Below are 22,871 nucleotides of genomic sequence, written 5' to 3' on the forward strand. Positions count from 1 at the left end.
CAGCACGGCTCGACCGGCGGAGGGGCCGGCGGAGGGCCGGAGGCGGCTACGCCTCCGGCTGGCACCTCGGGCACCACTGCACCTGCCGCAGCATGCCGTCCTCCATGCCGAGCATCGCGTCGCGGATGCGCGTGCCGCACCGCAGGCACGGCCGCCCGCCCCGCCCGTAGACCCACGTGCGCCGGCCGTTCCGCGTGTCGCCCGTGAAGGTGCGCTCGACCCGGTCGCGGTTCGCGACCATGAGCCGCCGCGCGAGCGCGACGAGCGGCTCGACCGCGACCTCGGCGATGGGCGTCGTCGGGTGCAGCCCGCGCAGGAAGCACAGCTCGCCTCGGTAGACGTTGCCGAGGCCTGCGACCGCGCGCTGGTCGAGCAGCGCCACTCCGACGGGCGCGCCCGTGGCCCGCAGCCGGCGCGCGGCCTCGACGGCCATCGCGTCGTCCCACGCGGGGTCGAGCAGGTCGGGCCCGAGGTGCGCCACCGCATCCCAGTCCCGCTCCCTCGGCAGCAGCTCGAGCACCGGCAGGCTCGACCCGACGATCTCGTGCTCGGCGGTCGCGAGCACGACGCGGATGGTGTGGGTCGCGACGGGCGCGCGGCGTCCGGGCTCGAGCACGTGCCAGAGGCCGTCCATGCCGGCGTGCGAGTGGATCGTCCACCGCTCGCCGCGCATGAGCAGGTGCTTGCCGACGCTGCGCACCTCCTCGATGCGCTCGCCGGCGAGGTCGGCGGTCGCGAGCGCCGGCACGCGGAAGTCGCTGCGGGTCAGCTCGCGGCCGGCCATCACCGCGCCGAGCCGCACGGCGGCGCGGTGGATCGTGTCGCCCTCGGGCATCAGCGGCCCCCGCCAGCCGCAGCGGCAGCGGCGCTCACGGCCCGATCCTGAAGCCGCGCGGCGTGCGCCGCAGCCCCGCGCGCTCGAGCAGCGCGGCGACGTCGTGGTCGAGCGACGAGCGGCCGTCGACCTCCTCGATCACGCGTCGCTTGCGGCTCACGCGCAGACCCGCGTCGACGAGGCTCTCGAGCGCGCGCACGAGCGTCGCCTCGTCGTCCGTGAAGGTCACGAGCGAGCGGCCGCCGCGCTCGAGGTGCAGCACGGCGCGACCGCCGACGATGGTGGTGAGCGCGCCGACGCGCCGGGCGGGCCGCTGGTCGCCGCGCGGCTCGGGCCAGGGGAGCGACGCCCCGAACGGGTTGGCCGGGTCGACGGCCGGCACGGTCGCCACCGCATCCGACGGGCCGCTCGACTGCCGCGCCCGCAGCGCGTCGACGACCGGCGAGTCGGCGAACTGCGCGGCGCCGAGCCCGTTGACGAAGTAGCCGCGGCGGGTGTGGCCGGCCTCCTCGAACGCCTTGAGCACCTGGTAGACGCCGTGGAACCCGCCCGGCACGTCCTCGGCGACCACGCTCCCGCGCGTGACGACCCCGTAGCGCGCGAGCAGCGCATCCGCCGTCTGCGCGGCGCGCTCGGTCGCCGACCCGGCGGGCGCCGAGGCGAGCAGCCAGCGCCCCGCGAGCGTCGGCAGCGCCTCGGTGCGCATGGGCCGCGCGGTCGCGAGCCGCCGGCGGCTCACCGGCGCGGCACGGCGGCTGGGCGCGGGCGCGGTGCGCGCGCGGGCGCCCAGCAGGTGCGCGCGCAGCGGCGCGATCGTGTCGTTCGTGATGCGCCCGGCCCACACGAGCGGCCACAGCACCTCGCCGAGCTTCGCGAGGTCGAAGGCGAGGATGTCGCTCAGCTGCTTGGCGAAGAGCGCGCCCCCTCCGCCGAGCGCCTCGAGCAGGGCGGATGCGTCGGGGTCGTCGTGCGCGGTGTCGAGCCGCTGCTCGACGGTGTCGGCGGGGCGCAGCACGACGCGGCCGTCGCGGCCGGTGAGCGCCCCGGCGCCCGCCCAGGTCACGAGGCCGGCGGCCGTGAGCTCGTCGAGCATCGACGGCCGGTAGTCCTTCACGCGCGAGGGCAGGATGAGCGTCTCGAGCGCGCTGAGCGGCAGGGGCACGCCGTCGAGCCGGTCGATCGCCTCGAGCACCCCGTCGGTGCCGGCGAGCGGGCGCGTGACACGCTGGTGGGCGAGCAGGTGGTCGGCGAAGACGGCGTGGTCGACGGGCTCGACGTCGCTGCGCAGCGCCTGCAGGCTGCGGCGCTTGAGCCTCGAGAGCACCTGCGCGTCGATCCACTCCTCGCCCGTGCCGTGCGCGCGGTAGGCGCCGGGCACGACGCGCCCCTGCGCCTCGAGCGCCCGCAGGGCGGACCGCACGACGGCGGGCGCGAGGGTGAGCCGGGCGGATGCCTCCTCCACCGTGAACGGCCCGTGCGTGCGCGCGTGCCGGGCGACGACGTCGCCGATCGGGTCGGCGACGGTCTCGAGCAGCGCCGAGGGCACGCCCTGCGGCGGCGGCACGCCGAGCGCATCCCGGAGCCTGGCGACGTCCTCGATCGCGGCGTACGGCTCGCGGTCGCCGATCCGCACGCGCACGACGCGGCGGGCGGCGACGAGCCCGTCGGCGAGCGCCGTCGCGGCGGCCTCGTCGAGCGGCCCGTCGTCGCCCTCGAGGCGCTCGGCGAGCTCGGCGGCGGTGAGCGGGCCGAGCAGCCGCAGCAGGTCGGCCGCGCCCTCCGCGCCCTTCGCGCGCCGGTCGGGCGCGAGACGCTGCAGCTCGAGCTCGGTGCGCTCGACGATCGCGGGGTCGAGCAGCTCGCGCAGCGCCGACTGGCCGAGCACCTCGGCGAGCAGCGCCGGGTCGAGCGTGAGCGCGGCGGCCCGGCGCTCGGCGAGCGGCGCGTCGCCCTCGTAGAGGAACGCGCCGACGTAGCCGAAGAGCAGGTGGTGCGCGAAGGGCGACGGGCTCGGCGTCTCGACCTCGACGACGCGGATGTCGCCGTGCTGCAGCCGCTCGGCGATCGACCGCAGCGCCGGCAGGTCGTAGGCGTCCTGCAGCACCTCCCGCAGCGCCTCGAGCACGATGGGGAAGTCGGGGTAGCGCTTCGCGACGTCGAGCAGCTGCGCGGCACGCTGCCGCTGCTGCCACAGCGGCGCGCGCCGGGCGGGGTCGCGCTTCGGCAGCAGCAGCGCCCGCGCCGCGCACTCGCGGAAGCGGCTCGCGAACAGCGCCGTGCCGCCCGCCTCCGTCTCGACGATGCGCTCGAGCTCGTCGGGCTCGAACCGGATGAGGTCGGCGCCGGGAGGCTCGGCGTCGGAGTCGGGGATGCGGATCACGATGCCGTCGTCGGAGGCCATCGCGGCCGCGCCGAGGTCGCGGTCCTCGCGCAGCCGCCGGTCGATGGCGAGCGCCCACGGCGCGTGCACGCGGCGGCCCCACGGGGAGTGCACGATGAGCCGCCAGTCGCCGAGCTCGTCGCGGGAGCGCTCGACGACGAGCTGCGCGTCGGTCGGCACCGCGCCGGTCGCGGTCAGCTGGTCGCGCACGTAGGCGTCGAGGTTGCGGATCGCCCGCTCGTCGGAGTGCGGCAGGTCGATGCCCGTGCCGGCGGCGAGCGCCGCGGTGGCGCGGCCGATGGATGCGCCGAGGTCGGCGGGCCTGCCCTCGGCGTCGCCGTGCCAGAAGGGCAGCTTGCCGACCTCGCCGAACGCGGGCACGACGAGCACGCGGTCGTGGGTGATGTCGACCACCCGCCAGCTCGTCGCGCCGAGCGCGAAGACGTCGCCGGTGCGCGACTCGTAGACCATCTCCTCGTCGAGCTCGCCGACGCGCGCGCCGGGCTTGCCCTCCTGGCCCGCGAGGAACACGCCGAACAGGCCGCGGTCGGGGATCGTGCCGCCGGAGGAGACGGCGACGCGTTGCGCGCTCGGCCGCCCCGTGAGGGTGCCGGCCTCGCGGTCCCACACGACGCGCGGCCGCAGCTCGGCGAACTCGTCGCTCGGGTAGACGCCCGAGACGAGGTCGAGGGTCGCGTCGAACGCGCCGCGCGGCAGCTGCGCGAAGGGCGCGGCCCTGCGCACGGTCTGGAACCACGCGTCGACGTCGAGCTCGTCGATGGCGGCCGCCGCGACCGTCTGCTGAGCGAGCACGTCGAGCGGGTGCCGCGGCATGCGGATCGGCTCGAGCTCGCCGCGCGCCATCCGGTCGGCGACGACCGTCGCGTGCAGCAGGTCGGCGCGGTGCTTCGGGATGATCACGCCGCGCGAGGCGTCGCCCACCGAGTGGCCGGCGCGTCCGACGCGCTGCAGGCCGCTCGCGGTGCTCGGCGGCGACTCGACCTGCACGACGAGGTCGACCTCGCCCATGTCGATGCCGAGCTCGAGGCTCGAGGTGGCGACGACGCAGCGCAGCCGCCCCGACTTCAGCTGGTCCTCGATCTCGGCCCGCTGCTCCTTCGAGACCGAGCCGTGGTGGGCGCGCGCGAGCGGCGGGGCCTCCGCCTCGGGGCTCTCGCCGTGCTCGCGCGCCGCGGCGCGCTCGGCGAGGCGGAGGCGGATGTGCTCGGCCACGTCGCGCAGGACGACGCCGTCCCCGGCGCCCTCCGGCGCATCCGCCGCCTCCGCCTCGAGCGCGTCGAGGCGCTCGGCGTCGAGCTCGTTGAGCTTGGCGGTGAGCCGCTCGGCCGCGCGGCGCGCGTTGACGAAGACGATCGTCGAGCGGTGGCGGTCGACGAGCTCGAGCACCTCGCGCTCGATGTGCGGCCAGATCGACTGCTGCTCGGGCTGGTCGACGGCCCCGAAGGCGCTGCCGGTCGGCGGCGAGCCGGCCCGCTCGCGCTGCTGGGGCGCGCGCAGGTCGGTCATGTCGTCGACGGGCACGGTGATCGTGAGCTCGATGCGCTTGTCGCTGGGCGGTGCGACGACGGTCACCGGCGCCGGCCCGCCGAGGAACGCGGCGACCTCCTCGATGGGCCGCACGGTCGCCGACAGCCCGATGCGCTGCGCCGGCCGCGCGAGCTGCGCGTCGAGCCTCTCGAGGCTGAGCGCGAGGTGCGAGCCGCGCTTGGTCGGCACGACCGCGTGGATCTCGTCGACGATCACCGTCTCGACGGTGCGGAGCGTCTCGCGGGCGCGGCTCGTGAGCAGCAGGAACAGCGACTCGGGGGTCGTGATGAGGATGTCGGGCGGGTGCTTCGCCTGGGCGCGGCGCTCCTCCTGCGGGGTGTCCCCGGTGCGCAGACCGATGCGGATGGGCGGCGGCTCGGCGCCGTCGGCACGACCCTGCGCGGCGATGCCCGCGAGGGGTGCGCGCAGGTTGCGGTCGACGTCGACGGCGAGCGCCTTGAGCGGCGAGACGTAGAGCACCCGCACACCGGGCTCCCGCTCGGCGTGCGGCTCGGCGTCCTCGCGGTGCAGCCGGTCGATCGACCAGAGGAAGGCGGCCAGCGTCTTGCCGGAGCCGGTGGGGGCGACGACGAGCGTGTGGTCGCCGCGCGCGATCGAGGTCCACGCCTCCTGCTGCGCGGGGGTGGGAGCGGCGAAGGCCCCCGTGAACCACGCCCTGGTCGCGGGGGAGAACAGCTCGAGCGCGTCGCCCACCGGCTCAGTACAGCACAGCCGCCTTGGGGGACGACCGGGGGAGGATGGGGGGATGCACGCGCTCGCCCACTCGGCCCCGATCCCGCGCTCCGCCGCCGTCGAGGCGGCCGGCGCCGACCCCTCGCCAGCGGCGGCGGTGACGATCGATCGCGGCACCGGCGCGGCGCTCGCGGCGGATGCGTCGGGTGCCCTCCCGAGCGACGTGGCGGCCGCCCTCGCGGCCGCGCCGGCGCTCGCGGCCGCCGTGCCGCTGCCCGCGGCCGGCGCGACCGCCGAGCGGCTCGAGGCGCTCGCGACGCTCGGCGCCCACGACCTCGAGGTCGCGCGGGCGGTCGAGCCGCACCTCGACGCGATCGCGATCCTCGCGGAGGCGGGCCTCGGGCCGCACCCCGGCGCCTACGGCGTCTTCGCCGCAGAGGGCCCCGGCATGCGCCTCGAGCTCCAGTGCGGCCGGCTGACGGGCGAGAAGCCCTGGTGCTCGCTCGCCGACCGGCTCGACCGCGCGCTCGTGTCGGCGTGGCAGGGCGACGAGCGCGTGCTCGTCGACGTCGACCTGCGGCAGCCCGGCGTCGAGGCCGCCGCCGGCGCCTGGCACGCGCGCGGCCTCGTCGGCATCCCCTCCGGCCCCGTGCGCTTCGACGGCGCCGCGGCGACGCCGGTGGGCGAGCCCGGCTGGTACCTGCGCCGCCCCGGCTTCGCGTGGGGCGGCATCGGCGTCGCCGCGTGCTGGCACGGCGGTGCGGTGGCCGTGGCGCGGCGGCTGCTCGACGGCGCGGGGGATGCGCCGCTGCGGCTCGCGCACCTGGGCGCGGTCGACGAGGCGCTCACCGCCTCCCGCCTGGCGCTCGCCGACGCGGCCCGACGGATCGACGTGGGCGACGTCGACGACCCGGGCGTGCTCGCGCTCCGCACTCGCGGCATCGTCGCGCGCGCGGTCGAGGAGGTGCTCGCGCGCGTCGGCAGGGCGCTCGGCCCCGGCCCGCTCGCGCTCGACGCCGAGCACGCCCGCCGGGTGGCCGACCTGCAGCTCTACGTGCGGCAGCACCACGCCGAGCGCGACCAGGCGTCGCTCGGCGCCGCGCTCGTCGCCGACCGCGCGGGCCGCGCGTGGTGAGCGCGACCGGGCCCGCCGGCAGTCCGCCGCGCTTCGACGGCGCCGACGCCGGCACCGCCCACGCCGACTGGCTCGCGAGCGCGGCGCTCCGCGAGGCGCCGGTGCTCGAGGCCGAGCCGAGCGCGCTGCTCGTCGTCGCCGCGCACCCCGACGACGAGGTGCTCGGCGCCTACGGCTCGATGCTCGCCGCCGCCCGGCGCGGCGCCGCCGTCACCGTCGTGGTCGCGACCGACGGCGAGGGCTCGCACCCGGGGTCCCCTACCGTCGACCCGACCGCGCTCGCGCGGCTCCGGCGCGCCGAGCACGAGGCGTCGCTCGCGGGGCTCGGCGCCCGCATCGTGCGGCTCGGGCTGCCCGACGGCGCGCTGCAGGAGCGGCGGCGCGAGCTCCTGACGGCGATCGCGCCGCTCGTCGCCGCGCTGCCGGAGGACGGCCTCGTCGTCGCGCCCTGGGCGCACGACGGGCATCCCGACCACGAGGCGGTGGGGGATGCGTCGGCCGCGGTCGCGCGCGAGCTCGGCCGCGCGTGCGCGTGGGCGCCCATCTGGTCGTGGCTGTGGGGCGAGCCGGGGCTCTTCGACGGCGCGGCGCTGCGGCGGGTGCCGCTCGACGACGTCGCGCGCGCCGCGAAGGCGACGGCGATCGCCGCGCACCGCTCGCAGGTGGCGCCGCTCTCGCCGCACCCGGCAGACCGCGCCGTGCTCACGCCGACGATGCTCGAGCGGTTCGCGGGCGACGAGTGGCTGCTGCTCGCGCCGCCCGCCGGCGCGACGGCCTTCGACGACCGCTACGCGGGCGAGGGCGACCCCTGGGCGACCCGCGACTCCTGGTACGAGCGGCGCAAGCGGCAGGTCGTGCTCGCCGCGCTGCCCGAGGAGCGCTACCGCCTGGCGCTCGAGGTCGGCTGCGGCACCGCCACGCTCACCGCCGAGCTCGCCGGCCGCTGCGACGGCGCGCTCGGCGTCGACGCCTCGATCCCCGCGCTCGCCGAGGCGCGCCGCACGATCGCGGGCGCGGCGAACGCCTGGGTCGAGCACCGCGCGGTCGAGCAGGGCCTCCCGGCAGCCGCCGTCGACCTCGTCGTGCTCAGCGAGATCGGCTCCTACGTCGAGCCGCGGGTGCTCCGCGGGCTCGTCGAGCAGGCGCGCGACCGCGGCGCGCACGTCGTGCTGTGCCACTGGCGCGGTGAGGGCGACGACCTCCTCGCCTCGGCCGACGAGGTGCACGCGCTCGCCGCCGGCGTGCCCGGCCTCCGCCGCATCGTCGAGCACCGCGACGCGCGCTTCCTCGTCGACGTGCTGGTGCCCGCGTGAGCGCCCCGCGCATCCGCCGCCTGCTCGTCGTCGTGCCCGCGCGCGACGAGGCCGGCACGGTCGCCACGTGCGTCGCGAGCGTTCGCGCCGCAGCGGCCGCGCTCGCCGAGGCGAGGCCCGAGATCGAGGTGCGCCTCGTCGTCGTCGCCGACGCGTGCGCCGATGCCACGGCCGCCGTCGCACGCGCCGCGGGCGCCGACGTGCTCGAGATCGACGCCGCCGCCGTCGGCGTCGCCCGCCAGCGCGGCGTCGAGCACGGACTCGGCGCCGATCCCGCCGACGGTCGCAGCTGGATCGCGACGACCGACGCCGACAGCGTCGTGCCGCGCTCGTGGCTGCTCGACCACGCCGACGCCGCGGAGTCCGGCGCCGACCTGCTCGTCGGACGGGTCGAGCCCGACGCCGCGCACCTGCCGCCCGGTGCGCTCGCCGCGTGGCGCGCGGCGCACGACCACCTCCCGGTGGGTGCGTCGGTGCACGGGGCGAACCTCGGGGTGCGGGCGGATGCGCTGGCGCGCGTCGGCGGGTTCGCCCCCGTCCGCCTGCACGAGGACGTCGACCTCGTCGCGCGCCTCCGCGGGGCCGGCGCCGTCGCCGACGCGGTCGAGCGCGCGCCGGTCGTGACCTCGGGCCGCACCCGCAGCCGGGTGCGCGGCGGCTTCGCGAGCTACCTCGCCGCGCTGCCCGACTGCGCCTGACCGGCCTCGGAGCGCGCGTCCGCGGCCGCCGCGGCGTCGCGGTAGCCGCGCCGCTCCCGCTCGCCCGGTGCGAGGTCGGCTGCGGCGCGGAAGCACGTCGCCGCCTCGGCGTCGCGGCCCAGGCGCGCCAGCAGGTCGCCGCGGGCGGCGTGCAGCAGGGGGTGCGCGTCGAGCGCGGGGCGCAGGCCGTCGAGCGCGTCGAGACCGGCGGCGGCGTCGCCCGCGTTGGCCTGCGCGATCGCGCGGTTCAGCGTCACGTGCGGCGAGGGGTCGATCCGCTCGAGCACGCGGTAGAGCTCGACGACGCGCTCGTGGTCGATCCTCGCGGCGAGCAGCGGGCGCATGTGCTCGGCGGCGATCGCCGCCTGCACGAGGTGCCTGCCGCCCGGCACCCCGCCCTGCGCGGCCGTCGCGAGCGCGCCGTCGACGAGGGCGAGGCCCTCGGCGGCCGCCTCGGCGTGCCAGAGCGCGCGGTCCTGCTCGACGAACGGCACAGGCGTGCCGTCGTCGCTCGTGCGCGCCGCGCGCCGCGCGTGCTGCAGCAGCATGAGCGCCAGCAGGCCGTCGAGCTCGAGGCGCTCGTGGGTGCCCTCCGCCATGAGCGAGCGGCACAGCCGGGTGAGGCGGATGGCCTCGTCGGCGGCGCTGCCGTCGGCGTCGTCGCCGGTCGGCTCGGCGTGCGCGATCGCGTACAGCCCGTAGAGCACCTGCCGCACGCCCTCCGCCCTCGCGGGCAGCTCGGCGGGGCCGGGCACGCGGTAGGGGATGCCGGCGTGCGCGATCTTGGCGCGCGCCCGCACGAGCCGCTTCTGCATCGCGGCCTCGCCGACGCCGAACAGGCGCGCCAGGCGCTCGATCGAGACGCCGAGCACGGTGCGCAGGGCGAGCGCCGCGCGAGCGTCAGGCGCGATCGCCGGGTGGCAGGCGGTGAAGACGAGCGCGAGCCGCTCGTCGCCGTGCGGGAACGCCGAGCGCTCGGTGGGCTCGTCGTCGAGCGCCGGCTCGGCCGCGAGCCGGGCGGCGGCCCGCTCGGCCGCCCCGCGCGAGCGCAGCAGGTCGATGGCGCGCCGCCGCGCGACGGTGGTGACCCACGCCGCGGGATTGCGGGGCACGCCGTCCTCCGGCCACCGCGCCAGCGCCCGCTCGAGCGCGTCCTGCACGGCGTCCTCGGCGATCGCCCAGTCGCCCGTCGCGCCGATCACGGTCGCCAGGATGCGGCCGTGCTCCGAGGCGGCGACCGCGCGCACCGCGGCCGCCGCGTGGTCGGCGCCTAGAACGGCCACACGGGCCGCACCTCGACGCGGCCCAAGCGCGCCATCGGGTGGCGCGCGGCGACCGCGACGGCCTCGTCGAGGTCGTCGGCCTCGATGATGTCGAAGCCGGCGATCCACTCGCGGCTCTCGGTGAACGGGCCGTCGGTCACGACCGTCTCGCCGCCGCGCACGCGCACGGTCGTCGCGTCCTCGACCGGCCGCAGCCGGTCGCCGAGCACGTACTTCCCGTCGGCCTCGAGCGCCTCGACCCACGAGCCCGGGTCGTCGGTGTCGGGGTCGTACGGCTCGCCGTCGGGATCGGTGCAGATGAACAGCACGTAGCGCATGGGTCCTCCTCGTGGTCCGGTGCCTTGCATGCAAGTGCACGACGGATGGGCGCGGCCTGGGAGGACACCCGGCCGGCCCCGAGTCGGGATCAGTCCGTGCCGAGGTCCATCGCGGCGCGGTCGTTCCACTGCTCGAGCGCCTCGGGGTCGGCGTCGGGGGAGACCATGATCTCCTCGGCGCGACCCGCCTCGAGCGCGCCGAGCAGCGCCTTCGTCTCGCCCTCGATGAGGCCGGCCGCCGCGTAGCCCTCGAGCCGCGAGCGCGAGTCGGCGATGTCGAGGTTGCGCATCGTCAGCTGCCCGATGCGGTCCTCCGGGCCGAAGGCCGCGTCGCCGACGCGCTCCATCGACAGCTTGTCCGGGTGGTACGAGAAGCCCTCGCCGCGGGTGTCGAGGATCGTGTAGTCCTCGCCGCGGCGCAGCCGCAGCACGACCTCGCCCGACACCGACGACCCGACCCAGCGCTGGATCGACTCGCGCAGCATGAGCGACTGCGGGTCGAGCCAGCGGCCCTCGTACATGAGCCGCCCGAGCCGGCGGCCCTGCTCGTGGTACGTCGCGACGGTGTCCTCGTTGTGGATGGCGTTCAGCAGGCGCTCGTAGGCGATGTGCAGCAGCGCCATGCCCGGCGCCTCGTAGATGCCGCGGCTCTTCGCCTCGATGATGCGGTTCTCGATCTGGTCGCTCATGCCGAGGCCGTGGCGACCGCCGATCTCGTTGGCCTCCTGCACGAGCGCCACCGCATCCGGGAACTCCTGGCCGTCGATCGCGACGGGGCGTCCGGCCTCGAAGCGGATCGCGACGTCCTCGGTCGGGATCTCGACCGCGTCGTCCCAGAAGCGCACACCCATGATGGGCTCGACGATCTCCATCGACGTGTCGAGGTGCTCGAGCGTCTTCGCCTCGTGCGTCGCGCCCCAGATGTTCGCGTCCGTCGAGTAGGCCTTCTCGGTCGCGTCGCGGTAGGGGTAGCCGTGCGCGACGAGCCACTCCGACATCTCCTTGCGGCCGCCGAGCTCCCGCACGAACCGCGCATCCAGCCACGGCTTGTAGATGCGCAGCGCCGGGTTGGCCATGAGGCCGTAGCGGTAGAAGCGCTCGATGTCGTTGCCCTTGTAGGTGGAGCCGTCGCCCCAGATCTCGACGTCGTCCTCCTTCATCGCGCGCACGAGCAGCATGCCGGTCACGGCGCGGCCGAGCGGCGTGGTGTTGAAGTAGGTGCGCCCGCCCGAGCGGATGTGGAACGCGCCGGTCGCGAGGGCGACGAGGCCCTCCTCGACGAGCGCGGCCTTCGCGTCGACGAGGCGCGCGGCCTCGGCGCCGTACTCGCCGGCCCGGCCGGGCACCGCGTCGATGTCGGGCTCGTCGTACTGCCCGATGTCGGCGGTGTACGTGAAGGGCACGGCGCCGTTGTGGCGCATCCACGCGACGGCGCACGACGTGTCGAGGCCGCCCGAGAAGGCGATGCCGACGCGCTCGCCGACGGGCAGGGAGGAGAGGACCTTGGACATGCCTCAATCCTACGTTCGGGGCGGATGCGCGCGGTGCCGCCGGTCCCCGCATGCCCGCCCCGGTCGAGCGATGCTCACGGACACGCCGAGAAGTGCCCTCTGGAGACGTTCAGGATCCGGTGCCATGGTGGGGCCTTGGGGGACAACGGACGTTCCCGGGCCGAGCGCCACGGGCGGCTGGTTGGAGGAAGCGATGCTGCAGGTCGACGAACGACTGGAGATCGACGCCCCGCGCCACGAGGTCTTCCGCATGTGGACGGACTTCGAGCGCTTCCCGAGCTTCATGACCGGCGTCGACTCGGTCTTCGCCGAGACGAAGGAGCGGCTGCGCTGGCGCGTCTCGATCGATGGCGTCGAGCCGAGCTTCTACGCGCTCATCACCGAGCAGGTGCCCGACCGCCGCATCGCGTGGGTGAGCGTCGACCTCGCGACGATGGGGTGGTGGGTCGACCTCACCGACCTCGACGACGGCCGCACCTGCATGATGGTGCGCGTCGTCTGGGCCCCGCGCGGCGACGACCGCGCGCCGGCGGATGCGAAGCCGCTCGACGAGCGCACCATCCGCTGCGATCTGCTGCGCTTCCGCACGCTCGTGCAGGAAGCGTTCGAGAAGGCGGCCTAGCCTGCCTGCACCACCCAACGAGAGGAGCATCACCATGCCCCAGGTCACCGACAGCATCGACGTCAAGGCGCCGATCAGCGCCGTGTACGCCCTCTGGACCCAGTTCGAGGACTTCCCGAAGTTCATGAGCGGGGTCGAGTCCATCACGCAGCAGACCGACGACCGCCTCCACTGGGTCGTGTCGATCGCCGGGGTCGAGCGCGAGTTCGACGCCGAGATCACCGAGCAGCACATGGACGAGCGCGTCGCATGGCGCAGCCTCGACGGAGAGACGCACGCGGGCGTCGTCACCTTCCACCGCATCGACGACGACACCACGCGCGTCAACGTGCAGATCGACTGGAAGCCGCAGGGCATCGTCGAGCAGGCAGGCGCGCTGCTCCAGGTCGACGACATCCAGATCGGCCACGACCTCAAGCGCTTCAAGGAGCTCGCCGAGGCAGCCCCGGCCCGTCACGCCGCGGAGAAGGGCTGGGAGGGCGACATCGAGCGCCCCGCCGACAGCTCGGGCCTCTAGCCCCACGGGCGCCCGGCGCCCACCTCGTCGAGCCTGTGCTCCGCCGCGCGGATGCACAGGCTCGACGCGTACCGTGCGGCCATGGGCATCGAGCACTCCAGCACGGTCGACGCGGGCGTCGACGAGGTCTTCGCCTGGCACGAGCGCCCCGGGGCCTTCCCGCGGATGCTGCCGCCGTGGATGCCCGGCCGCGTGCAGCGCGAGGCGGAGTCGCTCGCCGACGGGCGCGCCGAGCTCGCGCTCCCGGGCGGGCTGGTCTGGGTCGCGCAGCACGACCCCGCTGGCTTCGTGCCCGGCCGCGCGTTCGTCGACGAGCGCGTGCCCGATGGGCTCGCCTCGATGCCGCTCGGGCCCATCCGCTGGCGCCACGAGCACCGCTTCGAGCCGGTCGAGACCGCCTCCGGCACCGGCACGCGCGTGATCGACGCCGTCGACACCCAGGTCGGCTCGCGCGCGCTCCGGCCGATGTTTGTCTACCGCCACCGCCAGCTCGCCGACGACGTCGCGGCCCACGCCGCCGCCTCGGCCGCGCCCATGACGGTCGCCGTCACCGGCGCATCCGGCCTCATCGGCACCCAGCTGACCGCGTTCCTCACGACCGGCGGCCACGAGGTCGTGCGGCTCGTGCGCCACGAGCCGGGCGCGGGGGAGCGGCGGTGGGATCCGGATGCGCCGGCGCCCGACCTGCTCGACGGCGTCGACGCGGTCGTGCACCTCGCGGGCGCCTCGATCTTCGGCCGCTTCGGCGACGAGCACCGGCAGCGCATCCGCGACAGCCGCGTCGGCCCGACCCGCAGGCTCGCCGAGCTCGCCGCCGCTGCGGGCGTGCGGGTCTTCGTGAGCGCGTCGGGGATCGGCCGCTACGGCGTCGACCGCGGCGACGAGCCGCTGACCGAGGGCAGCAGCGCGGGCGACGACTTCCTCGCGCGCGTCGTCGTCGACTGGGAGGCCGAGACGCAGCCGGCCGCCGAGGCGGGCGTGCGCACGGTGCAGGTGCGCACCGGGCTCGTGCAGACGCCGCGCGGCGGCGTGCTCATGGTGCTGCGGCCGCTCTACGAGGCGGGGCTCGGTGGCCCGCTCGCGGGCGGCGAGCACTGGCAGTCGTGGATCGACCTCGACGACCTCGTCGACGTCTACCACCGGGCGCTCGTCGACGAGCGGCTCTCGGGGCCGGTCAACGCCGTCGCGCCCGAGCCCGTGCAGCAGGGCGAGTACGCCCGCACGCTCGCGCGCGTGCTGCACCGGCCGGCGCTGCTGCCGACGCCGGCCCTCGGGCCGCGCGTGGTGCTCGGCGAGCAGGGCATGCGCGAGCTCGCGCTCGCCGACCAGCGCGTCGTGCCCGAGCGGCTGCAGGAGCTCGGGCACCGCTTCCGCCGGCCGCAGCTCGAGCAGTCGCTGCGCCACCAGCTCGGGCGCATGCGCGAGGCCGGCAGGTAGCGCGGCGCTCCCGGCGGCGCGGTGCAGACCGCACCGAGCTCGATCGTCAGCGCTCCCGCGCGACCGTTTCGGCGAAGCCGGTCGCGCGCATCCGCAGCTCGTCGATGCGCCGCAGCCGCGCGGCCTCGAGGTCGTAGCCCTCGTAGGCGAGCGGCGGCAGCCGGCGCACGTTCTGCGAGCACTCGAACTCCTCGCACACGAGCGTGCCCACGGTGTTGCCGCTGCGGCCCGCCGCGCCGGCGCGCTTGGCGCTGTAGAAGACGACGTCGTTCGGCAGGCGCACGTCCTGGCACCACGTGCACTGCGCGCGGGCGCGCGGCGCGGCGTCGGCGCGGCGCAGCAGCACGCCGACCGGGTCGCCGTCGAGCGTCGGCAGGATGACGTAGGCACGGCGCGCGATCTTCGGGTCGCGCCACCCGAGGTAGTCGAGCGAGCCCCAGTCGGCGTCGTCGAACCAGTCGGGCAGGGTGATGCTGGAGACCTCCTTGCGGCTCGCGTTCACGAACGCGCCGCGGAGGTCCTGGGCGGTGATGGGCAGCATGAGGGATCGCCTCTCGAGAGGCCGGCGAGCGCTGCGGTCGCCGGCGGATGGGTGTGGGAGGGCACGGCGGGACGGCCCTCCTCGGGAGGGCGGTCGACCGCGGCGCCGCGAGCCGGTCGGCGCGGGAGCGCGTTCCGGGCGCGGCTGCTACCTGCCGCCGGCGGGGGTGCCGCCGACGACCTCCTCACGCCGCAGGGGCGTCGCTGCTGCTGGACGCATGCCGTCATCGTACGCGCGAGCGCGATGCGGAAGAACCCTCGACGCTTGAGCAGATCTTTGGTTGACTCTGGGCCAACGCTGAGCCCGAACCCGCGCCGGCGACCACCGCACCGAAGCAGGCACCCATGCACCACCAGCCCACCTCCACCTCCACCGGCGCCGGCAGGCGCTCCCGCCGCGCCCTCCTGTGGCTCACGACCGCGGTCGCCGCCGCGTCGCTCGCGCTCGGCGGCGCCCAGACCGCGACCGCCGGCCCGCCGTCCGGGGTCGACCACCACGCGGTGCCCTCGTCGCCGAGCTCCACCGCCGCCTACTGGACGGCCGAGCGGATGGAGGCCGCGGTCGACGCCGACGGCCTCGTCACGGGCGGGCAGCACGCATCCGGCCGCCCCGTCGAGGCCGGGCGGCCCGACGCGCGCACCGGCCGCGCCCCGCAGACCAACGCGCGGCCCGCGCCCTCCGGCCCCGTCGCGGTCGCGCACATCGGCAAGGTGTTCTTCACGCTCGGCGGCGTGGACTACGTCTGCTCGGGCAACTCGGTGGTCGCTGCCAACGAGCGCACCGTCTCCACCGCCGCGCACTGCGTGAACGAGGGCCCGGGCGCCTACGCGACCAACTGGGCGTTCGCGCCGGCCTACCAGAACGGCCAGACGCCCTACGGCGTGTGGTCGGCGACCGAGCTGCACGCGCCCACGGCGTGGGTCACGCAGGGCGACATCGACTACGACACCGCCTTCGCGGTCGTCGCGAGCCCTGCCGGGTCGACCAGCACGCTCGCCGACACCGTCGGAGCATCCGGCGTCGCGTTCAACCAGCCGCGCGGCCTGTCCTACACGGCCTACGGCTACCCGGCCGCCCGGCCGTTCGACGGCCAGACGCTGCAGTCGTGCTCCGGCACCGCCACGGCCGACACCATCGGCGGCACGCAGTCGCAGGGCATCCCGTGCAACATGACCGGCGGCTCCTCCGGCGGCCCGTGGTTCATCGGCTCCGGCCCGACCGGCATGCAGAACTCCGTGAACAGCTTCGGCTACCGCTCGGTGAAGGACGTCATGTACGGCCCGTACTGGGGCAGCGTCATCCAGTCGGCCTACCAGGCCGCGCAGGGCTGATCGCCGCTCGGTCCGCCGGGCCGGGCGCACCGCCGCCCGGCTCGGCGGACCCGCTCGTCCCGCTCGATAGGGTGGGGTGTACGCGAACCCGTCGAAGGGATGCCCCATGCCAGGAATCGTCATCGTCGGCGCCCAGTGGGGCGACGAGGGCAAGGGCAAGGCCACCGACCTGCTCGGCAGCCGCACCGACTACGTCGTGAAGTTCAACGGCGGCAACAACGCCGGCCACACCGTCGTCGTCGGCGACGAGAAGTACGCGCTGCACCTGCTGCCGTCGGGCATCCTCACCGAGGGCGTCACGCCCGTGATCGGCAACGGCGTGGTCATCGACCTCGAGGTGCTCTTCCACGAGCTCGAGGCGCTCTCGGCCCGCGGCGTCGACGTGTCGAAGCTGCGCATCTCGGCGAACGCGCACATCATCACCGACTACCACCGCACCCTCGACAAGGTCACCGAGCGCTTCCTCGGCAAGCGCTCCATCGGCACCACCGGCCGCGGCATCGGCCCGGCCTACGCCGACAAGATCAACCGCGTCGGCATCCGCGTGCAGGACCTCTTCGACGAGTCGATCCTCCGCCAGAAGATCGACGGCGCCCTCGACACCAAGAACCACCTGCTCGCCAAGGTCTACAACCGCCGCTCCGTCTCATCTGACGAGATCTTCGACGACCTCACCTCCTACGTCGAGCGCCTGCGCCCGATGGTCGGCGACACGGGCCTCGAGCTCGCCGAGGCGCTCGACGCCGGCCAGACCGTCGTCTTCGAGGCCGGCCAGGCGACGATGCTCGACATCGACCACGGCACGTACCCGTTCGTCACCTCGTCGACCGCGACCTCCGCGGGCGCCGCCGCGGGCTCGGGCGTCGCGCCGAACCGCCTCGACCGCGTCATCGGCATCGTGAAGGCGTACACGACGCGCGTCGGCGCCGGCCCGTTCCCCACCGAGCTCTTCGACGAGTGGGGCGAGCTGCTGCGCAAGAACGGCTTCGAGTTCGGCACCACCACCGGCCGCCCGCGCCGCTGCGGCTGGAACGACACCGTCATCACCCGCTACGCCTCGCGCATCAACGGGCTCACCGACATCGTGCTGACGAAGCTCGACGTGCTCAGGGGCATCGAGTCGATCCCGGTCTGCGTCGCCTACGAGGTCGACGGCCAGCGCGTCGACGAGATGCCCGTCTCGCAGTCCGACTTCCACCACGCGAAGCCGATCTACGAGTCGCTGCCCGGCTGGAGCGAGGACATCTCGGGCGCGCGCGAGTTCTCGGAGCTGCCTGCGAACGCTCAGGCGTACGTGCGCTTCCTCGAGGAGCGCTCGGGCTCGCGCATCTCGGCGATCGGCGTGGGCGCCGATCGCGACGCGATCATCCAGGTGCACGACCTCATCGACTGAGGCGGACTGCAGGGGCCGTCAGGCCGCTTCCGGTTCGAAGCCGATCAGCCAGCGGATCCCGAAGCGGTCGACGACCTGCCCGTCGCTCGCGCCCCACGGGCGCTCCTGCAGTGCGTCGAGCACCATGCCCCCCTCGGCGAGCGCGGCGAACCAGCGGGTCAGCGTCGTCGGATCGGCCGTGCCGAGCAGGGCGACGCTCATGCCGCGCACGCTGACCGGCTCGTCGTCGCCGACCGCATCGGTGCCGAAGAGCGAGACGGGCCCCGACAGCATGCCGTGGCCGATCGCATCGGGTGGGCCGTCGGTGCGCCCCATGTCGACGAGCGTGTGCAGCACGAGCTCGCCGCCGAACACCTGCTGGTAGTGCTGCAGGGCGTCGCGGGCCGTGCCGGGGAACCAGATGTAGAGCGACATCGCCGTCATGGAGTGCCTTTCGGTGGGATGGGTGGGCATGCCCGTTGGGGCGCCTGCGCCCGAGCGGGGCTGGCGCGCCGGCCCCGGTCGGGCGCAGCGGCCCCAGTCGGGCCAAGGCGGGCGCGGGTGCGGCTCAGTGCTCGTGCGCGGATGCCTCCACCGGCGTCGCGCCCGGACGGCTCCACTGCGGCACGGGGCGCCCGTCCTTGCGCCAGCCGTTGAAGGTCGGGTCCTGCGGCCAGCCGGCGGGGGAGTCCTCCCACGCCTCCTGGCGGCCGTAGGCGGTCATGTCGAGCAGTCGCAGCGAGCTCATCGCGAGCTCGCAGCCGCGGTCGGTGATCCAGTTCGTCGCGTACACGCGGTCGCCCCGCCGCAGCAGCGCGACGAACTCGCCCTCGGCCTCCGGCCCGAGGATCGCGTCGTCGACGTCGGCGTTCGAGAACCACGGATGCGTGTAGCCCATGAAGGCGCGGAAGGGCGCGAGCTCGTCCCACGGCCCCTTGCTCAGCACGGCGAACGACACGCCCCGGGCGTTGAGGTACGACGCGTCGTGGAAGTCCCAGATCGATGCGGTGCACCCCTCGCACTGCCCCTCGAACGGCTGGCCCGGGTGCCACATGTGCTTGTAGACGATCAGCTGCGGCCGGCCGTCGAAGGCGTCGAGGAGCGAGACCGTCCCGCCCTCCCCGACGAGCTCGACGCCCGGCACCTCCGTCATCGGCAGGCGGCGCCTCGCGGCGGCGATGGCGTCGCCCTCGCGCGTGTGCGCCTTCTCGCGGTCGAGCAGCGCGAGCCGCGCGGCGCGCCAGCGCTCGCGGTCGACGATCTCGGGGGCGGGAGTGTCGGCATCGATGGTGACCATGCGCGCGATGTTAACGCTGTTCACATCGGAGCGGAACCCCACTGGGGCGGATGCGCCCGACCGGGGCCGGCGCGCCGTGCCCGCTCGGGCGCATCCGCCCCGCTCGACACGAGGAGCGGCTAGATCACGCCGAGCGCGAGCATCGCGTCGGCGACGCGGTTGAAGCCGGCGATGTTCGCCCCGGCCACGTAGTCGCCCGGGCGGCCGTACTCCTCGGCCGTCTCGGCGCACCGGTCGTGGATGCCCTTCATGATCTCGTGCAGGCGCTCATCGGTGTGCTCGAACGTCCACGAGTCGCGCGACGCGTTCTGCTGCATCTCGAGCGCGCTCGTCGCGACGCCGCCGGCGTTCACCGCCTTGCCCGGCGCGAACGCCACGCCGGCCGAGACGAGCACCCGTGCCGCCGCCTGGGTCGTCGGCATGTTGGCGCCCTCGCCGACGACGGTGCACCCGTTGCGCACGAGCGCGACCGCGTCGTCCTCGTCGAGCTCGTTCTGGGTCGCGCACGGCACGGCGATGTCGCACGGCACCGACCAGATCGACCCGCCCTCGCGGAACGAGGCTCCCGGCCGCCGCTCGGCGTACTCGGCGATGCGGCCGCGCCGCACCTCCTTGACGTCCTGCAGCAGCGTGAGGTCGATGCCCGCCTCGTCGACGACGTAGCCGGAGGAGTCGCTGCACGCGATCACCGTGCCGCCGAGCTGGTGCACCTTCTCGATCGCGTAGATCGCGACGTTCCCCGAGCCCGAGACCACGACCCGCTTGCCCTCGAAGCCCTCGCCGCGGGCGTGCAGCACCTCGTCGAGGAAGTAGACGGTGCCGTAGCCGGTGGCCTCCTTGCGCACCTGCGAGCCGCCCCACGTGAGGCCCTTGCCCGTCAGCACGCCCGACTCGTAGGCGTTCGTGAGGCGCTTGTACTGGCCGAACATGAAGCCCAGCTCTCGGCCGCCCACGCCGATGTCGCCCGCGGGCACATCGGTGTACTGGCCGATGTGGCTCGACAGCTCGGTCATGAACGACTGGCAGAAGCGCATGATCTCGGCATCCGACTTGCCCTTGGGGTCGAAGTCGCTGCCGCCCTTGCCGCCGCCGATGGGCAGGCCGGTGAGGGAGTTCTTGAAGATCTGCTCGAAGCCGAGGAACTTGATGATGCCGAGGTAGACGCTCGGGTGGAAGCGCAGGCCGCCCTTGTACGGGCCGAGGGCCGAGTTGAACTGCACCCGGAAGCCGCGGTTGATCTGCACCGTGCCGGCGTCGTCGATCCACGGCACGCGGAAGATGATCTGCCGCTCGGGCTCGACGATGCGGCGCAGGATGTTCGCGTCGACGTAGTCGGGCCGCTTCGTGACCACCGGGCCGAGGCTCTCGAGCACCTCGAAGACAGCCTGATGGAACTCGGACTCGCCAGGATTGCGCTGCAGCACCTCGTCGTACACGGGCGCGAGGTGCGGGTGGAGCTGCGTCACGGGCGTTCCTCCATCGGAATCAGACAACCCGACGATCCTACCGACCGGCGGCCATCACCCCCTCGAGCCCCGTGCTCGGCCGCCGCCCGGTGAGCAGCCGCAGCGCCTCGACGCCGGCGCCGCGGGCGGATGCGTTGGCTGCGGCCAGGTGCAGGGCGTCGAGCACGTGGGCCGGCGGCGGCGCCCAGGCGATGCCGGCCGCGTCGGCGATGTCGATGCCGTGCACCGTCAGCTCGAACACGCGCGTGCGGAGGTACTCGTCGAGCCGCATCGCGGCGTCACCGGCCGCGCCCACGGCGACGATGCGCGCGGGTCCCGCGGCGGCGACCGCGTCCGCCGCCGCGGCCGCGAGCGCCTCGATCGCAGCCGCGGGGTCGTCGCCGAGCTCGGCGCCCGCCGCTCGTCCGCGCAGCAGGATCGCCTCGTCGTCGCCGCGCTGCCGCAGCACGACCTCGAGGTACTCCGCCGCCGACCCGACGGTCGCCTCGGCCGGCGCGGGGAGCGCGAGGTAGGCGCCGACCGTCGAGATCGCGCGCGACGCGTGGCCGATCAGCTCGCGCAGCGTCCACTCGCCGAGGCCGGGCCCGTCGAGGCGGTCGGCAGGCACCCGAGCGACGAGCGCCGCGAGCTCCGACGCGGCGAGCGGGAAGTCGACGGCCATGCGCGCATGCTCGCACGCGGCGGCGGACCGGGCAACGGCCCTCCCGCCAGAATGGGCACGTGAGTATCCTCGAACGACCCGTCCTGACGCATCCGCTCGTCTCGCTCGAGCCTCTGTCGCACGACCACGCCCCGGCGCTCGCCGAGGCGGCCGCCGAGGGGGATCTGTGGCAGCGCGCCTGGTACACGTCGGTGCCCGAGCCGGAGGGCGTCGCGGCCGAGATCGACCGGCGCCTCGGGCTGCTCGCGGCCGGGTCGATGGCGCCGTGGGCGATCGTCGTCGACGGCCGGGCGGTCGGCATGACGACCTTCATGCACATCGACGCCGCGACGCCGCGCGTGGAGATCGGCTCCACGTGGATGGCGCCGTCGGTGCAGGGCACGGGCGTCAACCCCGCGAGCAAGCTGCTGCTGCTCGAGCGCGCCTTCGACGTGCTCGGATGCGTCGCGGTCGAGTTCCGCACGTCGTGGCACAACCGCCAGTCGCGCGATGCGATCGAGCGGCTGGGCGCGAAGCGCGACGGCGTGCTGCGCAGCCATGAGGTCTACAAGGGCACGCTGCGCGACGTGGTCGTCTACTCGATCATCGAGCCCGAGTGGCCCGGCGTGCGGCGCGGGCTCGAGGCGCGGCTGCGCTGGCGCGCGAATTAGGCTGGAGGCATGAGCTCTCCCGACGACCAGCTGCAGCGCCTGCGACGCTCCATCGACAACGTCGACGCGGTGCTCATCCACACGCTGGCCGAGCGCTTCAAGCTGACGCAGGCGGTCGGCGAGCTGAAGGCGGAGCACGGGATGCCGCCGTCCGACCCCTCGCGGGAGGCGACGCAGATCGCGCGCCTGCGCCGGCTCGCCGAGGACGCCGAGCTCGACCCCGAGTTCGCGCAGAAGTTCATCACCTTCGTGATCGCCGAGGTCATCCACCACCACGAGCGGATCGCGGGCGCCGAGTAGGCAGCCGCCCGAGCGGCGCTACGCGCGGGAGCGCGCCTCCGCGGCCGCCGCGATGTCGTCGAGGTCCTGCTGCATCGCCTTCCGCGTCACGGCCATCCCGAGCCGCGCGGTCAGCTTCGCCGCCAGGCGCTGCGCCCACGAGGGCGTCTCGGACCTGCCGCTGAAGCGCATCCGCAGCAGCGTGCCCGCGCCGACCGGCTCGAGCGTGAACTCGGTGCGGTAGCGCATGCCGTGCGCCTCGGCGGCGAGCATCGTCGACCGTCCTGGGTCGATGCCGACGACCTCCAGCTCCTCGGTCGCCTCGCGGCCCATCATCGTGCGCGTCTCGCGCCAGCGCGTGCCGATCGTGTAGCCGGAGCCCGCGAGCCGCTCGACCTTCGTCACGCCCGACAGCACCGTCGGCGCGGCGTCGAGATCCGTGAGGACCTGCCACACCACATCCGTCGGCGCGTCGATCGACCGCTCCAGGGTCAGGACCACGTCGCTCATGCGGGCGGCCAGACGCCGATGACGAGCGCCATCGCGGTGAGCACGAGCACCTCGTTGAGCGCCGTGTGGCCGGTGACGCGGAAGCCGCGCGGGTCGAACGCGTCGTGCACGACGACTCGGGCGAGCGTGAAGCCGATGAAGAGGATCCAGGCGGTGATGAGCGCGTTCCAGAGGAAGCTGCCGCCGTAGAACTCGAACGAGATCCAGGTCGCGCCCGCGAGCACCCACGCGGTGACGAGCGCGCAGACGATGATCAGCGGGTAGACCCAGGGCCGGGGCCCCGCGGCGACGCTCTCGCTCGTGTGGCCGATGGCGCGCATCCAGCGGGTGCCGAGCACCTTCGGGTGGTAGTAGATGGCGCCGACGACCATCGCGGCGACTGCGGCGAGCACGACGGCGAAGACGTTGATCGCCGGCACGGTGAGGTCCATGCCCGAAGCATAGGCTCCACCGCGCCTCACCGCCCGCGCCTGAC

The 22,871-nt window shown here is 75.0% G+C and carries 22 protein-coding genes; 10 read left to right on the forward strand and 12 right to left on the reverse strand.

The features are described from left to right. Window positions 1-46 precede the first annotated feature (46 nt). Together AC1RNL_RS03140 and AC1RNL_RS03145 are read right to left on the reverse strand one after the other, a co-directional pair. A complete protein-coding gene (locus tag AC1RNL_RS03140) occupies window positions 47-835 on the reverse strand; it encodes a DNA-formamidopyrimidine glycosylase family protein (protein ID WP_492934402.1) in 789 nt (262 codons plus the stop codon). Window positions 836-869: 34 nt separating this feature from the next. Beyond that, the gene (locus AC1RNL_RS03145; protein WP_492934403.1) at window positions 870-5,477 is read right to left on the reverse strand and encodes an ATP-dependent helicase; all 4,608 of its coding nucleotides are present in this window, start codon (window positions 5,475-5,477) and stop codon (window positions 870-872) included. Window positions 5,478-5,529: 52 nt separating this feature from the next. Here AC1RNL_RS03145 and AC1RNL_RS03150 point away from each other — a divergent pair, with 52 nt between their 5' ends. Genes AC1RNL_RS03150 through AC1RNL_RS03160 form a run of 3 tightly spaced genes read left to right on the forward strand, consistent with a single transcriptional unit; the run spans window position 5,530 to window position 8,602 of the window. Beyond that, a complete protein-coding gene (locus AC1RNL_RS03150) occupies window positions 5,530-6,591 on the forward strand; it encodes an acyl-CoA dehydrogenase family protein (RefSeq protein WP_492934404.1) in 1,062 nt (353 codons plus the stop codon). Further along, entirely contained in the window at window positions 6,588-7,904 is a 1,317-nt protein-coding gene (locus tag AC1RNL_RS03155; protein WP_492934405.1) for a PIG-L family deacetylase, read from the forward strand. Before AC1RNL_RS03150 ends, AC1RNL_RS03155 begins: the two co-directional genes overlap by 4 nt. Beyond that, window positions 7,901-8,602 carry a glycosyltransferase family 2 protein gene (locus tag AC1RNL_RS03160; RefSeq protein WP_492934406.1) on the forward strand — a complete coding sequence of 234 codons (702 nt, stop codon included), beginning with the start codon at window positions 7,901-7,903 and terminating at the stop codon, window positions 8,600-8,602. Before AC1RNL_RS03155 ends, AC1RNL_RS03160 begins: the two co-directional genes overlap by 4 nt. On the opposite strand, the gene AC1RNL_RS03165 is transcribed toward AC1RNL_RS03160, so the two are convergent. The 3 genes from AC1RNL_RS03165 to argG all read right to left on the reverse strand — a co-directional run bounded on the left by AC1RNL_RS03165 (window position 8,572) and on the right by argG (window position 11,713). Continuing rightward, a complete protein-coding gene (locus AC1RNL_RS03165; protein ID WP_492934407.1) occupies window positions 8,572-9,885 on the reverse strand; it encodes an RNA polymerase sigma factor in 1,314 nt (437 codons plus the stop codon). The two genes, AC1RNL_RS03160 and AC1RNL_RS03165, sit on opposite strands and share 31 nt — an antisense overlap. Further along, window positions 9,873-10,202, reverse strand: coding sequence for a YciI family protein (locus AC1RNL_RS03170; protein WP_492934408.1), 330 nt, complete (start codon window positions 10,200-10,202; stop codon window positions 9,873-9,875). The genes AC1RNL_RS03165 and AC1RNL_RS03170 overlap by 13 nt, the downstream gene beginning before the upstream one ends. Window positions 10,203-10,291: 89 nt before the next feature. Further along, window positions 10,292-11,713, reverse strand: a complete 1,422-nt coding sequence (argG, locus tag AC1RNL_RS03175; protein ID WP_246992476.1) for an argininosuccinate synthase — start codon at window positions 11,711-11,713, stop codon at window positions 10,292-10,294. A gap of 193 nt (window positions 11,714-11,906) precedes the next feature. Here argG and AC1RNL_RS03180 point away from each other — a divergent pair, with 193 nt between their 5' ends. The 3 genes from AC1RNL_RS03180 to AC1RNL_RS03190 all read left to right on the forward strand — a co-directional run bounded on the left by AC1RNL_RS03180 (window position 11,907) and on the right by AC1RNL_RS03190 (window position 14,289). Continuing rightward, complete coding sequence (locus AC1RNL_RS03180) at window positions 11,907-12,335, forward strand: SRPBCC family protein (RefSeq protein WP_492934409.1); 429 nt, start codon at window positions 11,907-11,909, stop codon at window positions 12,333-12,335. Between the two features lie 34 nt (window positions 12,336-12,369). Beyond that, window positions 12,370-12,852, forward strand: a complete 483-nt coding sequence (locus AC1RNL_RS03185) for an SRPBCC family protein (protein ID WP_128190126.1) — start codon at window positions 12,370-12,372, stop codon at window positions 12,850-12,852. Between the two features lie 81 nt (window positions 12,853-12,933). Continuing rightward, complete coding sequence (locus AC1RNL_RS03190) at window positions 12,934-14,289, forward strand: TIGR01777 family oxidoreductase (RefSeq protein WP_492934410.1); 1,356 nt, start codon at window positions 12,934-12,936, stop codon at window positions 14,287-14,289. A 46-nt stretch (window positions 14,290-14,335) separates the two neighbouring features. Here the strand turns inward: AC1RNL_RS03190 and AC1RNL_RS03195 are convergent, their stop codons facing one another. After that, window positions 14,336-14,830, reverse strand: coding sequence for an FBP domain-containing protein (locus AC1RNL_RS03195; RefSeq protein WP_492934411.1), 495 nt, complete (start codon window positions 14,828-14,830; stop codon window positions 14,336-14,338). Between the two features lie 344 nt (window positions 14,831-15,174). On the opposite strand from AC1RNL_RS03195, the gene AC1RNL_RS03200 reads away from it, so the two are divergent. After that, entirely contained in the window at window positions 15,175-16,161 is a 987-nt protein-coding gene (locus AC1RNL_RS03200) for a trypsin-like serine peptidase (RefSeq protein ID WP_492934412.1), read from the forward strand. Between the two features lie 106 nt (window positions 16,162-16,267). Continuing rightward, window positions 16,268-17,554: an adenylosuccinate synthase gene (locus AC1RNL_RS03205; RefSeq protein WP_492934413.1), complete on the forward strand. Its 1,287-nt coding sequence runs from the start codon at window positions 16,268-16,270 to the stop codon at window positions 17,552-17,554. An 18-nt stretch (window positions 17,555-17,572) separates the two neighbouring features. On the opposite strand, the gene AC1RNL_RS03210 is transcribed toward AC1RNL_RS03205, so the two are convergent. From AC1RNL_RS03210 to AC1RNL_RS03225, 4 genes are all read right to left on the reverse strand, one after another. Next, a complete protein-coding gene (locus tag AC1RNL_RS03210) occupies window positions 17,573-17,977 on the reverse strand; it encodes a VOC family protein (RefSeq protein WP_492934414.1) in 405 nt (134 codons plus the stop codon). Between the two features lie 124 nt (window positions 17,978-18,101). Then, on the reverse strand, window positions 18,102-18,830 hold the full coding sequence (locus tag AC1RNL_RS03215) for a DUF899 family protein (protein ID WP_492934415.1): 729 nt from the start codon (window positions 18,828-18,830) through the stop codon (window positions 18,102-18,104). 119 nt (window positions 18,831-18,949) lie between these two features. Next, window positions 18,950-20,296 (reverse strand): NADP-specific glutamate dehydrogenase, encoded by a 1,347-nt coding sequence (gdhA, locus tag AC1RNL_RS03220; protein ID WP_492934416.1) that lies wholly within the window; start codon window positions 20,294-20,296, stop codon window positions 18,950-18,952. Window positions 20,297-20,333: 37 nt separating this feature from the next. Beyond that, window positions 20,334-20,957 carry a maleylpyruvate isomerase family mycothiol-dependent enzyme gene (locus tag AC1RNL_RS03225; RefSeq protein WP_492934417.1) on the reverse strand — a complete coding sequence of 208 codons (624 nt, stop codon included), beginning with the start codon at window positions 20,955-20,957 and terminating at the stop codon, window positions 20,334-20,336. 59 nt (window positions 20,958-21,016) lie between these two features. Here AC1RNL_RS03225 and AC1RNL_RS03230 point away from each other — a divergent pair, with 59 nt between their 5' ends. After that, window positions 21,017-21,607 carry a GNAT family N-acetyltransferase gene (locus AC1RNL_RS03230; RefSeq protein ID WP_492934418.1) on the forward strand — a complete coding sequence of 197 codons (591 nt, stop codon included), beginning with the start codon at window positions 21,017-21,019 and terminating at the stop codon, window positions 21,605-21,607. Window positions 21,608-21,616: 9 nt separating this feature from the next. Continuing rightward, window positions 21,617-21,907, forward strand: coding sequence for a chorismate mutase (locus tag AC1RNL_RS03235; RefSeq protein ID WP_128190476.1), 291 nt, complete (start codon window positions 21,617-21,619; stop codon window positions 21,905-21,907). A gap of 18 nt (window positions 21,908-21,925) precedes the next feature. On the opposite strand, the gene AC1RNL_RS03240 is transcribed toward AC1RNL_RS03235, so the two are convergent. Further along, entirely contained in the window at window positions 21,926-22,396 is a 471-nt protein-coding gene (locus AC1RNL_RS03240) for an SRPBCC family protein (protein ID WP_492934419.1), read from the reverse strand. Beyond that, complete coding sequence (locus tag AC1RNL_RS03245; RefSeq protein ID WP_246992456.1) at window positions 22,393-22,827, reverse strand: DUF1761 domain-containing protein; 435 nt, start codon at window positions 22,825-22,827, stop codon at window positions 22,393-22,395. Before AC1RNL_RS03245 ends, AC1RNL_RS03240 begins: the two co-directional genes overlap by 4 nt. Window positions 22,828-22,871: the final 44 nt, after the last annotated feature.

It is taken from the genome of Agrococcus sp. GW821-FHT14H11 (assembly GCF_058803545.1).

What these genes read in the sequence shown, in the direction of transcription:
- AC1RNL_RS03140 (WP_492934402.1), bottom strand. Translation starts at nt 835, where the DNA reads ATGCCCGAGGGCGACACGATCCACCGCGCCGCCGTGCGGCTCGGCGCG.
- AC1RNL_RS03190 (WP_492934410.1), top strand. Translation starts at nt 12,934, where the DNA reads ATGGGCATCGAGCACTCCAGCACGGTCGACGCGGGCGTCGACGAGGTC.
- AC1RNL_RS03180 (WP_492934409.1), top strand. Translation starts at nt 11,907, where the DNA reads ATGCTGCAGGTCGACGAACGACTGGAGATCGACGCCCCGCGCCACGAG.
- AC1RNL_RS03215 (WP_492934415.1), bottom strand. Translation starts at nt 18,830, where the DNA reads ATGGTCACCATCGATGCCGACACTCCCGCCCCCGAGATCGTCGACCGC.
- AC1RNL_RS03150 (WP_492934404.1), top strand. Translation starts at nt 5,530, where the DNA reads ATGCACGCGCTCGCCCACTCGGCCCCGATCCCGCGCTCCGCCGCCGTC.
- AC1RNL_RS03170 (WP_492934408.1), bottom strand. Translation starts at nt 10,202, where the DNA reads ATGCGCTACGTGCTGTTCATCTGCACCGATCCCGACGGCGAGCCGTAC.
- AC1RNL_RS03200 (WP_492934412.1), top strand. Translation starts at nt 15,175, where the DNA reads ATGCACCACCAGCCCACCTCCACCTCCACCGGCGCCGGCAGGCGCTCC.
- AC1RNL_RS03225 (WP_492934417.1), bottom strand. Translation starts at nt 20,957, where the DNA reads ATGGCCGTCGACTTCCCGCTCGCCGCGTCGGAGCTCGCGGCGCTCGTC.
- AC1RNL_RS03210 (WP_492934414.1), bottom strand. Translation starts at nt 17,977, where the DNA reads ATGACGGCGATGTCGCTCTACATCTGGTTCCCCGGCACGGCCCGCGAC.
- AC1RNL_RS03195 (WP_492934411.1), bottom strand. Translation starts at nt 14,830, where the DNA reads ATGCTGCCCATCACCGCCCAGGACCTCCGCGGCGCGTTCGTGAACGCG.
- AC1RNL_RS03205 (WP_492934413.1), top strand. Translation starts at nt 16,268, where the DNA reads ATGCCAGGAATCGTCATCGTCGGCGCCCAGTGGGGCGACGAGGGCAAG.
- AC1RNL_RS03240 (WP_492934419.1), bottom strand. Translation starts at nt 22,396, where the DNA reads ATGAGCGACGTGGTCCTGACCCTGGAGCGGTCGATCGACGCGCCGACG.
- AC1RNL_RS03185 (WP_128190126.1), top strand. Translation starts at nt 12,370, where the DNA reads ATGCCCCAGGTCACCGACAGCATCGACGTCAAGGCGCCGATCAGCGCC.
- argG (WP_246992476.1), bottom strand. Translation starts at nt 11,713, where the DNA reads ATGTCCAAGGTCCTCTCCTCCCTGCCCGTCGGCGAGCGCGTCGGCATC.
- AC1RNL_RS03245 (WP_246992456.1), bottom strand. Translation starts at nt 22,827, where the DNA reads ATGGACCTCACCGTGCCGGCGATCAACGTCTTCGCCGTCGTGCTCGCC.
- AC1RNL_RS03235 (WP_128190476.1), top strand. Translation starts at nt 21,617, where the DNA reads ATGAGCTCTCCCGACGACCAGCTGCAGCGCCTGCGACGCTCCATCGAC.